Source organism: Pseudomonas cerasi (genome assembly GCF_027983475.1).
Taxonomy (GTDB): Bacteria; Pseudomonadota; Gammaproteobacteria; order Pseudomonadales; family Pseudomonadaceae; genus Aquipseudomonas; species Aquipseudomonas cerasi.
In genome coordinates this window covers 682,120-697,656 of the sequence record NZ_JAQJVM010000002.1, presented here as the reverse complement: position 1 = coordinate 697,656, position 15,537 = coordinate 682,120, and the positions used below count along the sequence as shown (strand labels likewise).

Below are 15,537 nucleotides of genomic sequence, written 5' to 3'. Positions count from 1 at the left end.
CCGGAAATAATGCTTAAGCGGACAATTGTCCACTTGAAGGACATTACCGGACAGGTGTCCGCTTATCAATCCAATCAAGGAAAATCTTTGCTCATGACTGACGAATTGGTGATGCGTTCTGACGCCAGGAAGAACCGTGAACGGATACTGGAGGTCGCAGTGGTGGAGCTGACCAGCGATCCTGCTGTGGCGCTAAGCGCAATCGCGAAGAAGGCCGGGGTAGGGCAGGGAACGTTCTATCGCCATTTTCCTACCCGAGAGAAACTGGTATTCGAGGTTTATCAATTCGAAATGCAGCAAGTGGCGTCGTTGGCGGAACAACTGCTCGCCACTACTGCCCCCAGGCAGGCCCTTCGTGAGTGGATGGACCACCTCGTTGAATATGCAATGACCAAGGCGGGTCTCGCCACCGCTATCCGGCAGGCCGCGTCTGTTTATGAATTTCCGGGGCAGTCCGGATACGCACCCGTTCAGTCGGCCGCCGAGCTGCTTTTGCGGGCCAATGAAGCTGCTGGAACGATTCGTAGCGGTGTAACTGCTGATGACTTTTTTCTCGCCATTGCAGGCATATGGCAAGTTGATTCTCAAAGTGAATGGCGCTCACGCATCACCAGATTGTTGAACCTGGTGATGGATGGTTTATGTGCAGGCAGCCCCGAAAGCTTGAACAAGAACGTCCAGCTCTAAAGCCGCAAACCCTAACCGTCATGCCGTATTTGAACGGCATGACCAAGGTGCTCCGAGGGTTACTTTTGCGCCAATAATGCTTTTCTCGCTGTTTTTTCATCTTTCATCGCGGCGATTTCACGCTCGCAGGCCTCGACATCGAACGAGTTGTCCCACTTGGCAATGGCGAGGGTGCCGATGCCGTTACCGATCAGGTTGGTCACGGCCCGCGCTTCGTTCAAAAACCGGTCAATGCCCAGAAGTAATACAAGACCTACCAGAGGAATGGAGTGGATGGTTGTGAGCGTTGCAGCCAGCGTCACAAACCCCGCACCCGCCACTCCGGCCGAGCCTTTGGACGTCAGCAGAAACACCCCCAGTAGAATCATCTGATCTACAAATGTCAGTGGCGTATTGGTCGCCTGAGCGATGAAGATGGCGGCCATTGTGAGGTAGATACAGGTGCCGTCCGCGTTGAAGGTGTATCCCGTTGGCAGCACCATGCCCACTACCGACTTTTTGCAGCCAAGCTTTTCAAGCTTGGCCATCATTCGCGGCAGCACGGCTTCTGTCGAGCAGGTGCCCAGTGTGATGAGAATTTCATCCTTGAAGTAGCGGAGGAATTGCATCAGCGGCATGCCCGACCATCTGGCAACCGAGCCCAGCACCACCACGATGAAAATCAAGGTGGTAACGTAGAGGGCGACCAGCAACTGCCCGAGTGACAGCAGAGTACCAATTCCGTATTTGCCGATCGTGAACGCCATGCCGGCACCAGCACCCAGAGGGGCCAGGCGCATGACCATTGCAACGATCCTGAACAGACCTTGCAGGAACAAATCAATGGTATTGATCAACGGCTTGCTGGTTTCGCCCATTTGCACCAGTGCAATACCCATCAGTACCGAAAGCAGGATCACCTGAAGCATCACGCCATTGGAGAACGCGCCAAGAAAGGTATTCGGGATAATATTGAGAAAGAACTCGATAGTGCCTCCTTGCTCACTGGCAGCCTGGCTGTACTTGCTGATAGCACTGCCATCAAGCGTACTGGCGTTGATATTCATACCCGCGCCAGGCTTCACAATGTTGACCACAATCAGGCCAATCACCAGCGCGATGGTTGAAAGAATCTCGAAGTAGACCAGCGCTTTAACACCGATCCGTCCGACTTCTTTAATACTGCCCATCTTTGCGATGCCTACAACCACCGTACCAAAAATGATGGGTGCCAACAGCATTTTGATCAGCTTGATGAAACCATCGGCAAAGGGCTGGAGCTTGGCGCCGACATCAGGCACGAAGTAACCGATGGCTGCACCGATCACGATGCCGATCAGCACTTGCACATACAGCTGGCTATACCAGCGGGTTTTGGAGATTTCCACGGAAGCACCTCATTTTATTTTTGTGATGGGCATGTGGCTTGGCGTCAGTAGGTGACGCCTGATGCTGCGGCCTCTCTCAAGGAGGCCGCAGATCTAGGGAGATCAGCCTTCGCCCAACTCGCGCATGACTGCGTACAAGGCGGACTTGGCTTCGAAGCCAACACCTGGAATATCCGGCAGGCCGACATAACCGTTTTCTACCTTGATCCCGTCCGCAAAACCGCCGAAAGGCTGGAACACATCCGGGTAAGATTCGTTGCCGCCCAAGTGCAGGCCGGCTGCGATGTTCAGGGACATCTGGTGACCACCATGTGGAACTACGCGGCGGGAAGACCAACCCATTTCTTCCATTACCTTGAGGGTGCGCATGTACTCCACAAGCCCATAGGACAGAGCGCAGTCGAACTGCAGATAGTCGCGATCAGGGCGCATACCGCCGTGGCGTAACAGGTTACGGGCATCCTGGTGGGAGAACAGATTTTCACCGGTAGCCATGGGCAGTTCATAGTGATTGGCAAGCTCGGCCTGCAATGCATAGTCCAGCGGATCGCCAACCTCTTCGTACCAGAAGAGGTTGTACTTCTTGATGGCTTCGGCGTAAGCGATTCCGGTCTGAAGATCGAAACGACCGTTGGCATCGACCGCCAGTCGACGACCGTCCCCAACCACTTCAAGCACCGCTTCGATGCGACGGATATCCTCATCCAGTGGCACTGCACCGATCTTCATCTTGACGACGTCGTAGCCCCGATCCAGATAACTCTGCATTTCTGCCTTGAGCTTGGTCTGGTCTTTGCCAGGGTAGTAGTAGCCACCCGCGGCGTAGACCCAGACCTTGTCATCGGCGACACCTTCGCGATAGCGGTCGGCCAGCAGACGATACAAAGGTTTGCCTTCAATCTTGGCAACAGCATCCCACACAGCCATGTCGATCGTGCCCACTGCAACCGAGCGCTCGCCGTGGCCGCCCGGCTTCTCGTTAGTCATCAGGGTTTTCCAGATGGCGAACGGATCGAGGTTGTTGTTTTCATGATCGACAAGGGTGTCCGGGTCAGCTTCCGTGATGCGCGCCAGGAAACGATCACGCATCAGTGCGCCCTGGCCATAGCGACCATTGGAGTTGAAGCCGTAGCCGATAACAGGTTTACCGTCGCGAATCACATCGGTAATCACAGCGACGACCGAGCAGGTCATTTTCGAAAAGTCGATGTAGGCGTTGGCAATAGGGGAGGCGATAGAAACAGTTTTTTCACGAATGTCTACGATGCGCATGACGGGCTCCTCTTGTTGTTTGTGAGCGCCACGTTATGCGTTGCGACGCCACCCGCCCAATGCTATTAATGCCGCACCCTATGCACAGGAGGCATGGCCCTTGGAACTCGTCTGGCTTGAAGACCTTTCAGCGCTCGCGGAGTACGGCAGCTTTGTTCGTGCCGCTGAAGCACGCCATGTCACCCAGCCGGCGTTCAGCCGAAGAGTTCGTTCATTGGAGAACTGGATGGGGGTGGAGTTATTTGTCCGCACACCGCAAGGAGCCACCCTCACCGAGGCCGGAAGGCAGATTTTGCCCAGTGCTCAGGAAGCTGCCCGGCACTTGTACAGAATGCGCAGTGAGGCTCAAGAAGTCGCTGGCGTGGCAGCCAGGTCGTTGCGGTTTGCAGCCACTCATTCTCTGTCGTTCACGTTCTTTCCCAAGTGGCTCAGAACCGCAGAAAACGGTGCCCCGATCGAGGCCGTACAACTGCATTCCGACAGCATGGCTGCTTGTGAGCAGATGCTGATACATGGTCAGGTGCAGTTTCTGCTCTGCCACCGCCACCCCGACGTTCCGCCTCTACTGGCCCCTGATCAGTTTGTCAGCAAGAAAGTGGGTGAGGACGTTCTCGTTCCGCTTGCAAGCGCCTCCGCCAACGTCGGCACCTCGCCTGCGGCGTTGCCCTACCTCGCGTACACCCACGAATCCGGACTAGGCCGTATCGTCGCCCACCGACTGCGCGGCAAGGAAGATTACCTGCACCTCAAACCACTGTTCAGCAGCCATCTTGCGGCGGTGCTCATGTCCATGGCCCTAGAAAGCAAAGGCGTAGCGTGGTTACCCAAGAGCCTCACCGAACAGGAGGTTCTTGATGGTCGCCTGGTCAGAGCGCTGGACGAAAGCTGGGATATACCACTGGAGATTCATCTGACCCGGCCAAAAGCATTGTCCAGTCAACCGGTCGAAGAGTTCTGGGGGAGGGCGGGACAGTGATCCGCGAGATTGTTCAATCAAAGTCAATGGCTGCGAGCTGCTTCGACTTTAAAAGCGCCCGCATCTCGGCCATGACCTGATCGTTTGGAATATTAGGCGCTGGGTAGTTGATTGAGGCTTGGACCTGCGTACAAAACCACTTGTCATAGCGGGTGTCCTGTTCCTCAGTTTCAAATTCCGGCGCGATTGGAGAAATTCGAGCGCTCATGATTCAGCTCCTATTGGTTGTGAATCCATCTTAGGTGCTCAGCGGCGTATTATCTGCGCCTATCTGCCTAATTTTCTGTAGGAAACGGCTCTATCGCCGGATCAGCCCCGAGCAGCGCTGACGCCCCCTGCAACTTACAATTGGCACGATTTCTAGAGTTTCCATTACCTTCGATTTTTCGAGAGCAGACGACAATGTTTTCCTACTGAATTAGGATATAGTTATTTATAGGAAAGTCGGAAAGAACGCATGGCAAGGAACATTCATAGCCCTAGTGTTGATGACCAGATCTCTTACCTAAGAGAAGCGTTAGAGCTACGTCTTCTTGAGGTTTCGGACATTGTGCAATGGGCGGACGATCAGATCACTGCACGGGGAAATCCTACCTATGAACTGATAGAGCTCGCGCTGATGAGTGACTCGAATCGGTACGACACCGCAAATCAGTTACTTCGAGTCGGGACTCCCTCCTTGAGCCGCGCAGAGGTGTTGCCCTATGTGCTCGCCAAGGCACATGAAAGACTACTTGCAGATCCTGATTTTGGAAAGGTCTTAGCAGAGGGGATGTATCAATCCTGGTTTCGATCGAATTACGACTTTCCTGACGCTCTTAGCCTGTGCGGCTATTTCGAGGATGCTTATTCATTGGCTGAGAGCGGTATAGTTGGAACAGTTGACCAGATCAACCGAGAGTTGCTTAAGTTTACTGCCCAGTTTCAGGACTGTAACTGGTTCGCGAGTGTGCTTGGCCGATAGCGTTCTCGTTTTGAGGCTGGATCCGAGATTATGGGACTAGAAGACATTGGCGCTAGGCGCTCGCGAGAGTCATGCGTGACTCAGGCAGGCATCGGCTGACGATGCGATAGTAATTGGCCAATCTCACTGGTCGCTACGTCGGCAACCTAGCCAGCGCGTTCGACATACCTGCACGCGTATCCATCGGTTCGGTGGAGAGCCAGATGACGTCAATGCGGACCACTAGGCAACCTTAATGACTGTCGGCAGTTGGAGTTATGCGGAAACGCTGTTGGGTGCCTATGGCACATTGAAGGCTGAACAGGACTCCCTCGGCTCATGGTGACCGAGGCGCGTATTTGGGGTACACAGATCAATAGGCCAAGCTTCTGGCCATTCTTACGATGCTTTCCTGTGTCCATTGCTCCACCATGGGACGTGTGGCAGGTATGAAAAGTCGTGACTCGCTGACAAACTTTTCACGACGCATCGGCATTGTATAGCTGTTGGAGGCAGTCGCTGGTGGCTCTTCTATCTTCGCCATTTCTAAGTTCTTCAACGTAATGCGATACCAGCCACTGTTGAATGCGGCCACTTCGAAGCAGGACATAATCAGCTTGGACAGGCTGGTTGGAGAAACGAAATAGAGACCAGCAGTACGCCCCTCCACCGGCACACTTGCATCAGTTTCCAACAGGATGAGACCGTCGTCGAAAACACGCCAGGACGTTTCTCCCGACTTCAAACCCGTGAACGACCTGTCATCCCATTCTTCATAGCCCTGCTTAAACTTCGCTAAGCCCAGATTATGAAGGCTTTGGAAAATATCATCACGGCGTTGGGTAGCCCCGTGCACAGCATGCTGCTCAACGGGCTGTGGCAAAAAGGCAAACTCAAGTTTTGGCGTGTAAGAGTGCCCACTGTACGAACGAGCGCATGATGCCTCCATGATGCGCTCGTGAAAAGCTTTCTCGGGAAGTGAGTTTTTGGATTTTTCCATCCTGCTCAGGCCTTGGACGATAGCTTTCAACAGCTCTTGGGGATCAGAGAATGAAGCTCTGAAAAAACCTAGCTTGTAGTCGGACACCTCATTGACGAACACAGCCTGCTTCGGATCAAAGTCTGTCTGCTGGATAAAAACCAGAATCGGCTTACGCTTGCTTACCGCCTGGCGAAATTCCTGCTGCGTAACAGAGAGGGCTGGCTGGGGTTCATAGCCGTAATTAGCACCGAGGATGAGAATATAAACGTCGCATTGGTCGACCTCTGTCAGGCAGGCATGCTCCGAAGAATATGTGCGCGCCCCGAAGTACTCGCTCATGATCGGCTTCATATCCAATGTTTCCACGGCGTCTTTGGCTGCGGCCCTGAAATGCTCGAATCCTTTTACCACGGAGCTTATGAACACCTTCATCAGTACATCCTCTGAACGCTGGCACATGTGCGGATTTGGACTGCTGCCAGATGGGATTGTTGCAGCTAATCTTGGTGTTGAAGGGTGGGTTAACGACCATATGATCAAACGCCTCTACATTCAGATCAGACGCCGTACCGTTAGTTACCGCCAGCTGCAATCACCCCTGCTCAAGGCCCTACACGCACACCTTTCTCCTGCGCCTCCTTTACAAGCCGCTCACGGTCTTCAGGAAGCAGCATCCGCGCCTCAACCAGCGAGTCTGCAGCTTTACTCACTGCAGACACATAAGCCTCTTTCGTGGGGTAGCGTTCCTCCAGGGAAAGGCGAGGGTCTCCGGCCACGATTCGCTCTTTCTTCGTCGCGGCAAACGGGAGGAAGCTGCCTTGGAAGTTACAAAAGCCACCATCAAAAAATTCGGGCCGGAAGGTATTCCAACCCGTGTAAGTTCCGATGGGAGCGCCTAGATACACATCCCGAACGCCACCCACATCAATTCCGTCTGCATCCACTTGAGGTACCAAGAGGCCGTAACTGCCGACCCCCGATTTCGGCGGCTCGTTTGTGAGAATGCCAGAGCTGTCTTCGGGACGAAAACCAGGTCCAAAATCAAGCACTTGCAGGCTGTTGACGGCACCGGTGTAGCGGAGCGCGGGGCGCGTAACGCCACCATAATTGGTCGCGGGGATGAGCGGGAAACTGACCCTGTCCGCCGGCACGAGGGTGCCGTCCGCCACAGAAGGCTTTATCGAAGCGGGTGGTGTTGTCTCATCACGTACCCAACCGACGAGGTTGATGAACGCTGCGCGCATTGTCCAGGTGTGTGGATTGGGATTTGATTGGACCTGGCAAAGCCCAAAGGGTGGATTAGCCGGGAGTGGCAAAGACGGCGGGGCATGCTGTGTACTTGCCATAATAAAAGTGCGGACGTTTTCCGGTTCATGTGTATCGCGCAAGCCGAGTGGGTCGGTAAGGCCAAGCGACTGGCGTCCCTCCCAAAGTTCAAGGGCCGTTGCCATGTGGAATATCAGAGGGCAGGTGTTGTTATCGTTGCAGCGATCCAGCAAACCCTGCGAGCGTCCGGTAACAGGGTCGGTTTCCCGGCCATAGGTAAACGGAAAATCGTAAGCAGGGGAATCATGATCGACCTGCTGGCCCCACGCCCGACCAGGTTGAGCAAATCGGATGTTGAGCGGCATCAGGCCGCCACCGATATGCGGCATCGCACCATCATAGACCCGATGACCTTCCTCGCTGCGGTTGAAACCCAGTGCGATCATGCTGCGGATGAATCGGCCGGATTGTGATGAGCCAGTGATAATCGACTTGACCTTGGGCCCATGCACGACAGGGTTGGGCACACCTTTATCGTCATGCTCAGCCTGCTGGAAAAACGCACCAACATCCCGTGCGATCGCAAAACCGATACCCATTACCGCCGGCTCCTTGGCCCGGTATATCAGCTCGTAAAGCTTGCCGGGCTGAAAACCAGCGGGTAGGCATATCTGGGTTTCGTTTGGCGTATTGCAATCGCCAAACTTCCAGTCATTCACTGGAATTTCCTGCCTGGGCGCATTTGCCCGCGAACGCACCGTCAACGTCGGACGAAAGCCATCCGAGAGCACTTTGGTATTGTCGGTTTCAACCGATTTATAGCTGGTATGAGGCGGGGTGGAGGTGAACCAACCTGCAGACAGGTTAAGGCTGACGGTCGGTGAGAGCGTGGTCAACTCACTGCGCACCACACCTGTTACCGGCGACCCATCAGTATTTATGGCCGTCGGCAATTGCACCATCATGCGGTTGTCGCCCGGGGCAACGTCTCCCTGCCAGGCAAACGCGATCAGCGTCGTACCCTGGCGCTGTAAAAAACCGTCCCCGGCGACTTCGAAGTTGTTGAACGCTGCTGGACTACCCTGCATATCAGCGTTGAACAATAACATCGCGCGCTTAGAGCCGCGATTTGGCACGTCGAATAGAAGAATGTCATTCGATTTGGCCACGTCAGCGGGACGCAGGATTGCGACATCAGTCGTGTATTCGACCATCCCGCGATGGTACGGGGCGCAAGTTCGATGTCTTGAATAATCTTGTTTCCAGAAGCTCCTGGGTCTAACTCACCATGAGCGCGCGCAAATACGCGTTCGTAAACCCCTGTATTCCCGAAGCTTTCGCCTCCGAAAGCGGGTTCGGTCCGCAGGATCTCCAGCTGTGTAGTACGGGCTTGGGCGGGTGCTGCAACGATCATCATGGAGCTTGCCAACGCTGCAGCATGAAATAGGCGATTCATCCTTACCCCCAATTTGTCATTTTTTTTATGGATGGCTTTTGATGCTCTGATGACGATGATTTGTACAGACAAAAAGGCTTCAAGCATAGCTCGCAGCTAGCTCGGTTATCGTAAATTCGTGAGCGTTCCGAGAGCACGCCTTGCCAATTCCAGCATCCTGGTGGGCAGTGGCTATGTAGGTCATGCATTCCTTCCTGTCGAAGGACGTTCCAATTGGGGTAGCCCGACCTCGCCGTACCGGGAGGTCGGGCCACGAAACAAAACATTACCGTCGAAGCGCTTTATTAGTTGGTGTAACTCGTCGACACTTTCTGCTGCATATTACCTCAAAGCTGCTTCTGTTGCCGATAGCGTATAGCATTGGTTTTTTACCCGTGCTTTGCACGCTTTGTCGCAAAAAAGTTGCGCAAGTGCTGATTTTCTCCTGAAGCACTTCGACAGTATTCATATCGGCGCGATGATTCGGCTGTGGGCAACGTACACGTTGTCTTTCACCGCATGGCATTCCACGTAACGGTCGCCTTGGAAGGTTGAGTGCTCGGTGATTTGATGGTGGCAGCTGTCGATACGGATTTACCCGCGATTCATATTCCGCTTGATGGCATCCGGGCCGAGATTCTTCGGCTGCGCACGAAATCGCGTGTCTTAGCTGGCGGCCTGTTCCTCAGTTCCGACACAATTGGAAAAGTCTGAGTGCTCATGACCAATCTCCTGCCTGCTAGGTGTGAGTCCATCTGAGGTGCTCAGTCGGGTGTTGTATGCTCCTTTCAGCCTTAAAGTTTTGTAGAAAAAAGCTTTAATATCAGGGTGTTAAGCATAAGGCTTGGATGGTTTCTGCAATGAGAATAGTCCGTAAAGCTGAAATCGATTTGGAACGGGATTCGATGTGTGCTAACGTAATACCGCTTGTGGCATTTGGCCATAAGGTGAATCACAGATTGTCAAGTTCGCAATGGTTCGCCGCGAAAGCGACCAGCAGACTAAACAATGATGTGCGGAAACTCTTCATTGAGCACCTCCAAGCATTATACAAACAGTGATACTGACATTATACGTCATCCCTAGCAGTTGCGGCCTAGTTCATACAGCTTGTATACGTGTATGGATGGATAGTGTGGGGAACATTTAAGATTAGCCGGTGAGGCGCTCAGGATTGCCGCCATCCGAGTCTCACCGGTTGGCTTGATAGGTAAATCATGGAAGAAAATAGTTGGTATAAGCCTCGACATTATTTGCATTTTGATCGTCCAGTCGGTTTGCGAGTCGCATTTCAGTACGTTTCTGATCCGGCCAAGGTATGCGTGCACTCGTTCTATCCTTTTATTCGCAATGCGACGATAACAAAAAAGACCAAATATAATACATTGTTTCGAACTTTCGAAGTGACGGAAAAAGTACGGCCTATATCGTATGCGGCTCACATGGATTCTAATATCTATGCATACTACTCGTCAATTTTGTCTTCGAAGTATGAGGAAAAGCTCAGGACGCATGGTCTTCAAACATCTGTGCTTGCCTTTCGATCTCTTGGCGGGCAGAGTAATATTCATCATGCACATAATGCATTTCAAGAAATAAAAGCTCGCGAAGAAAGTAGCGTGCTATGTTTTGATATTGAGAAATTCTTCGATAGACTGAATCACGGACTCCTCAAGAAAGTTTGGCAAGAGTTGCTAGAAGTTTCCAGTCTGCCTGATGATCATTATTCGGTATTTAAGGCTATAACAAAGTATTCTTCCGTAAACAGGCTGGATGCCCTAAAAGCCTTGGGTGTTTCTGTGCACAATCCAGCTGTGATCAATAATAGGCTATGCAGTGCAAAAGAATTCAGAACTCTTATTCGAGAGAATAAGCTTGTAGTGCCAAATAATGAAAGGTATGGCATTCCTCAGGGGTCGCCTATTAGTGCGATTCTTTCCAATATGTATATGCTGGATTTTGACAGGTCCATGCTCCTTTATCTCTCTGAGACTGAGTCTGTCTATTATCGGTATTGTGATGATATTATGATTATCTGTCCTGTACACGCGCAGGATAATATACAGGAGTATGTTGAAGCAGAGATTAGAAAAATGTTGCTTGACGTTCAACACAAAAAAACTCATATTCAGCAGTTCTCTCGCGATGCTCTTGGGAATCTCCGCACTGAAAAACCTATACAGTATCTGGGGTTCATGTTTGACGGAGAGCGTATTTTTATTCGGCCCGCTTCCCTAACTCGATATTATAAGAAAATGAAGTCTCGGGTGGGGTTGGCTAAAAAATCTAAAGACCGTATAAATGTTTTGCGGCGTACTCGAGGAGAGGCGGATAAAGGGTTGTTTTTACGTGCTATCTATAAAGGATATACTCACTTAGGACGCCGAAATTTCATAACTTACGGCTATCGTGCTGCCAAGATTATGGGTTCTAAAACTATCAGGCAACAGTTGCGTGCACATTGGCAGAAGGTTCAGCAAGAAATAAAAGACTAAAAGCCGCCAGACGCTAAATACGTGAATAGCCTCCCATGTCTGCTTATTGGGTCTGGCTTACACGAGCTATATGCATGCATAGCTAAAGTCTAGATACGACGTCTCCTGAACAAAACCTCAGATTCTTCTGTAAAAGTCTTTAATGTTAGCACGGAAAAAATGGCCTATTGATAATATAATTTTCTATCGAGCCATTAGAAGTGAGCGGAAGTCAATAGACATCTGTTGTAGTGTTCTAATTATTTCCGACGCTCATTTAGGCAGGAATATTGTCAGATAGGGGGGGCTGATGACCAAACAACGTCGCACCTTTTCCACTGAATTCAAACGCGAGGTTGCAGGGCTTCGTGCTCGATCAAGTCTATGATTATATCAAAGCTTCCCATTAGCTTTGGAGGCAAGTCTACGTTATGTAATGGGGTCAACCGGCTTCGATAGGAGCGCAACGGTGTGACCCCGCAGAGCAAAGCCCCTACGACCGAGCAGCAAAAAACTCAGGAGCTGGAAGCTGAGCTGTCCGGCTTGAGCAGGAGAAATCTATTTTTAAAAAAGCTTAACGCCGCTTCCAAGATTAGTTGGCCGCTACAGTGCTAAGTTCTGTTCGGATCAACGCCAACCGACTCCCCCCGCAACCCCACCCGCATATCCGCTCCACTCGGCTGCTGATACAAACTCAACCCGAACTCCGGCATCACCGTAATCAGATAATCGAAAATATCCCCCTGTATCCGCTCGTACTCCACCCACACCGTCGTGCGCGTGAAGCAGTAGATTTCCAGCGGGATGCCCTGTGAGGTGGGTTCGAGCTGGCGAACCATGCAGGTCATGTTCGGGTTGATGTCGACGTGGCTCTTCAGGTACGCCAGGGCGTAGGCGCGGAAGGTGCCGATGTTGGTCATGCGCCGGCGGTTGGCGGACATTTGTGCGACGTTGCCTTGTGCCTGGTTCCAGGCCAGCAGTTCGGCCTGTTTGCGGCCGATGTAGTCGGTGAGCAGGTGGATTTGCATGAGTTGCTGTTCTTCATCGTCGCGAACGAAGCGCACGCCGCTGGCGTCGATGAACAGGCTGCGCTTGATGCGCCGTCCGCCTGATTGCTGCATACCGCGCCAGTTGCGGAACGACTCTGACATCAGGCGCCAGGTCGGGATGGAGACGATGGTTTTATCGAAGTTCTGCACTTTGACGGTGTGCAGGGTGATGTCCACCACGTCGCCATCCGCGCCGACCTGCGGCATTTCGATCCAGTCGCCGACGCGCAGCATGTCGTTGCTGGTCAGCTGCACACTGGCGACGAAGGAGAGCAGGGTGTCCTTGTAGACCAACAGGATGACCGCCGACATGGCGCCGAGGCCGGACAACAGTAGCAGGGGAGAACGGTCGATCAGGGTGGCGACGATGATGATCCCGGCGAAGACGTAGAGGATCATCTTCGACAGTTGCACGTAACCCTTGATGGAGCGCGTGCGGGCGTGTTCGGTGCGCGCGTAGATGTCCAGCAGGGCATTGAGCAGGGTGCCGATGGCTAATGTCATGAACAGGATGGTGAACGCCATGGCGATGTTGCCGATCACGTTCCGGCCCGCAGTGCTCAGGCCCGGGACCAGCGTGAGGCCGAACTGAATGACCAGTGACGGCACCATCTGCGCCAGTCGGTGAAAGACCTTGTTGTGGCGGAAGTCGTTGACCCAGTGCAGGGACGGCTGACGGCCGAGCATCCTGACGGCGTACAGCACCAGAAAGCGCGCCACGCGGCCAAGCACCAGTGCGGCGGTCAGCAACAGGATCAGCGCCAGCCCGGTGCGTACCCACGGGTGCTGATCGAGCATGTCCCAGATTTCCTGGGTCTTGAGCCAAAGCGAGTGAATATCCATAAAAGCATCGGGCCCGTTGAGCGAAGAGGGGGGCGTGATTAGAACATTTACCGGGTCGGACGGGGCGGCCCGTGAGCACGAAGTGCACGTCGGGCAATGATTTAAAATTGTATCGATCGCTGAAGTAGACTCATCGCTCATTATCAAAGGAGTTGCGTCTTGCACCTATCCATCGTTCAACGCTGTGCGTCACGTCTCGGGTTGCAGGCCTTGTGGGTACTGGTCGGTCTGGCCTCGTCGACATTGGTCAGTGCCGCCGGCGCGTTACCGACCTACGGTGAAATGGACGCAGCAGGTTTCGCGGGCTCGCCCCGGGAGAACTACGCCCTGCAGGACTTTTCCGATAAATACCGTGCGACGCTGGATATTTCCGCCAAAGACGATGTGTTTCGTCCCGGCGTGATCAACGTGTACGACAAGGCCAGCGGTGCGGCCTTGATCCGCGTGCAGTCCGATGAGCTGGTGCTTGGCACTGACCCGAAAACCGGCAAGGTCAAAACCAACGTGCACGAATTGCCCTATGGCGAACAGAGCGTACTGATCTATCAGGATTTCAACTTCGACGGCATCAAGGACCTGGCCTTGATGGACGGGCAGAACAGCTGCTATCACGGCCCCTCGTATCAGGTCTTTCTCGGCACGGCCGATGGTTTCCGGCACAGCGATTCGTTTACCGAACTGGCGCAAAACAACTGCGGCCTGTTCAGCGTGGATGAGAAAGCCCGCAAGATCGAGACCATGACCAAGGACGGTTGCTGCTGGCACCAGACGTCTACCTACAGCATCCGTAATGGCGAGCCGGTTCTGGAAACGCAGACGGTCCTTGACCATACCGGCGGGTCGGGACTGCCGACTGAAACAGTCAGTCGCAATCAGAATGGCAAGATGACGCACACCACCAGCATCGTCTGGGAGGAAGACGAGTCGCGTGAGATTCTCCTGTCGTTCAGGCTTGCGCCGTCCGGCAAGCGCATTGTGTTGTTCCGCTCAGGGGACGCAAGCCCGGTCTTCTACGCGGCGGTGGACAGCAAGAATCAGGTCGGGCTGCTGTTTCCGCAGGCTGACGGTGAGCAACTGAAGTACGACGCTGCCAGTCACGTATTGAGCTTTGTGCGCGGCGACACCGTTTACCGGATCGTGGGTGACGCAAAGGGTGCGCCCACCGCCGTGCAAGTGGTGGTGCGTGGCAAAACCACCGAACTGAAGCTGCTTGCCGAGCCTGCTCAAGGTTCGCTGAACAAGGTCGCGGATGCGTTGAAAGCCGCGCAGTAATCAGGCGGCGGGGTGCTAGCCCCGATACCTCACCGCCTCGACAAACGCGCTGAATGCCGGCGACGCCTGTCGCCGGTTCGGGTAGTACAAGTGAAAACCTTCGAAGTAAGGGCTCCAGTCGACCAGCACTTCTTTCAGGCGGCCGCTGGCGATGTGCGGCTCGGCCATGGAGTCCGGCACGTAGGCCAGGCCCACGCCGTCCAGTGCGGCGTTGAGCACATGGATCATGCTGTTCGACGTAAATTGCCCGTTGACCCGTAGGTTGAGCTTGCGGCTGTCCTTCTCGAACTCCCAGGCGTAGCAACTGCCGTTTGGCGAGTGGCGGATGTTGATGCAGGTGTGTTGAGTCAGGTCCTGAGGCTGCAGCGGGACGGGATGTCGCTCGAAGTAGGCCGGCGAGCCGACCACTGACAAGCGCCAGTCAGGCCCCAGGCGCACGGCAATCATGTCCTTGCTGATGGACTCCCCCAGACGGATGCCCGCATCGAAACGTTCGCTGACAATATTGGTGAAGCCGTAGTCGATGCAGATCTCGATCTGAATATCCGGGTACTGCGCCAGAAACCCTGCAAGCATCGGGCGGATGATGCCTTCTGCGGCGTCATCGGAGCAGGTAATGCGAATGGTGCCGGCGGGTTTGTCGCGCAGTTCGCCCAGCACTTCGACTTCTGCGGCAATCTGATCCAGCAGCGGCCCGATCGAGCGCATCAGCCGTTCGCCAGCCTCGGTCGGGGCCACGTTGCGGGTGGTTCTCGCCAGCAGGCGCAGGCCCATGCGCTCTTCAAGGCCCCTCATGGTGTGGCTCAGGGCTGAAGGCGTAACGCCCAGTCTGGTCGCGGCCTTGGTAAAGCTCTGATCGCGTGCCACCTGCAGGAAGGCTTGCAGGTCATTGAGTTTGGGTGTGCTCATTACTGAATCCTTCTCACAAGCGCGTATAAATTGTGGTGTCTAATCATCCTAATACCTTTGCC

Annotated in this window: 12 protein-coding genes and 2 pseudogenes; 7 read left to right on the top strand and 7 right to left on the bottom strand. The window is 53.8% G+C overall.

The genetic code is table 11. From position 1 onward, the window contains the following. The first annotated feature begins 93 nt into the window (after nt 1–93). On the top strand, nt 94–687 hold the full coding sequence (locus PI739_RS12260; RefSeq protein ID WP_032609194.1) for a TetR/AcrR family transcriptional regulator: 594 nt from the start codon (nt 94–96) through the stop codon (nt 685–687). 59 nt (nt 688–746) lie between these two features. On the opposite strand, the gene dctA is transcribed toward PI739_RS12260, so the two are convergent. Both dctA and PI739_RS12250 read right to left on the bottom strand, forming a co-directional pair. Beyond that, the gene (gene dctA / locus PI739_RS12255; RefSeq protein ID WP_003431124.1) at nt 747–2,054 is read right to left on the bottom strand and encodes a C4-dicarboxylate transporter DctA; all 1,308 of its coding nucleotides are present in this window, start codon (nt 2,052–2,054) and stop codon (nt 747–749) included. 102 nt (nt 2,055–2,156) lie between these two features. Beyond that, nucleotides 2,157–3,326, bottom strand: a complete 1,170-nt coding sequence (locus PI739_RS12250) for a mandelate racemase/muconate lactonizing enzyme family protein (RefSeq protein ID WP_003431122.1) — start codon at nt 3,324–3,326, stop codon at nt 2,157–2,159. Between the two features lie 100 nt (nt 3,327–3,426). Here PI739_RS12250 and PI739_RS12245 point away from each other — a divergent pair, with 100 nt between their 5' ends. After that, nucleotides 3,427–4,302, top strand: a complete 876-nt coding sequence (locus PI739_RS12245) for a LysR family transcriptional regulator (protein WP_054082138.1) — start codon at nt 3,427–3,429, stop codon at nt 4,300–4,302. Between the two features lie 13 nt (nt 4,303–4,315). Here PI739_RS12245 and relB read toward each other — a convergent pair whose 3' ends face one another. After that, a complete protein-coding gene (relB, locus tag PI739_RS12240) occupies nt 4,316–4,510 on the bottom strand; it encodes a type II toxin-antitoxin system RelB family antitoxin (protein WP_003363436.1) in 195 nt (64 codons plus the stop codon). Between the two features lie 249 nt (nt 4,511–4,759). On the opposite strand from relB, the gene PI739_RS12235 reads away from it, so the two are divergent. Then, complete coding sequence (locus tag PI739_RS12235; RefSeq protein WP_003363434.1) at nt 4,760–5,266, top strand: hypothetical protein; 507 nt, start codon at nt 4,760–4,762, stop codon at nt 5,264–5,266. A 352-nt stretch (nt 5,267–5,618) separates the two neighbouring features. Here the strand turns inward: PI739_RS12235 and PI739_RS12230 are convergent, their stop codons facing one another. Together PI739_RS12230 and PI739_RS12225 are read right to left on the bottom strand one after the other, a co-directional pair. Further along, nucleotides 5,619–6,659: a DUF4062 domain-containing protein gene (locus tag PI739_RS12230; protein WP_271351868.1), complete on the bottom strand. Its 1,041-nt coding sequence runs from the start codon at nt 6,657–6,659 to the stop codon at nt 5,619–5,621. Between the two features lie 170 nt (nt 6,660–6,829). After that, nucleotides 6,830–8,949, bottom strand: a pseudogene (locus PI739_RS12225) (alpha/beta hydrolase domain-containing protein). 534 nt (nt 8,950–9,483) lie between these two features. On the opposite strand from PI739_RS12225, the gene PI739_RS12220 reads away from it, so the two are divergent. The 3 genes and pseudogenes from PI739_RS12220 to PI739_RS12210 form a co-directional block, all read left to right on the top strand. Beyond that, a complete protein-coding gene (locus tag PI739_RS12220) occupies nt 9,484–9,642 on the top strand; it encodes a hypothetical protein (RefSeq protein WP_154583529.1) in 159 nt (52 codons plus the stop codon). A gap of 503 nt (nt 9,643–10,145) precedes the next feature. Next, nucleotides 10,146–11,423, top strand: a complete 1,278-nt coding sequence (gene drt2, locus PI739_RS12215) for an antiviral reverse transcriptase Drt2 (protein WP_054082139.1) — start codon at nt 10,146–10,148, stop codon at nt 11,421–11,423. Nucleotides 11,424–11,712: 289 nt separating this feature from the next. Then, nucleotides 11,713–11,974 (top strand): annotated as a pseudogene (locus PI739_RS12210) (transposase); the annotation flags it as partial. 39 nt (nt 11,975–12,013) lie between these two features. Here the strand turns inward: PI739_RS12210 and PI739_RS12205 are convergent. After that, nucleotides 12,014–13,294, bottom strand: a complete 1,281-nt coding sequence (locus PI739_RS12205; protein WP_080377418.1) for a mechanosensitive ion channel family protein — start codon at nt 13,292–13,294, stop codon at nt 12,014–12,016. Nucleotides 13,295–13,453: 159 nt separating this feature from the next. Between PI739_RS12205 and PI739_RS12200 the strand changes: the two genes are divergently transcribed. Beyond that, entirely contained in the window at nt 13,454–14,566 is a 1,113-nt protein-coding gene (locus tag PI739_RS12200; protein WP_054082141.1) for an XAC2610-related protein, read from the top strand. Nucleotides 14,567–14,581: 15 nt separating this feature from the next. Here the strand turns inward: PI739_RS12200 and PI739_RS12195 are convergent, their stop codons facing one another. Further along, nucleotides 14,582–15,475: a LysR family transcriptional regulator gene (locus PI739_RS12195; RefSeq protein ID WP_003363413.1), complete on the bottom strand. Its 894-nt coding sequence runs from the start codon at nt 15,473–15,475 to the stop codon at nt 14,582–14,584. Nucleotides 15,476–15,537: the final 62 nt, after the last annotated feature.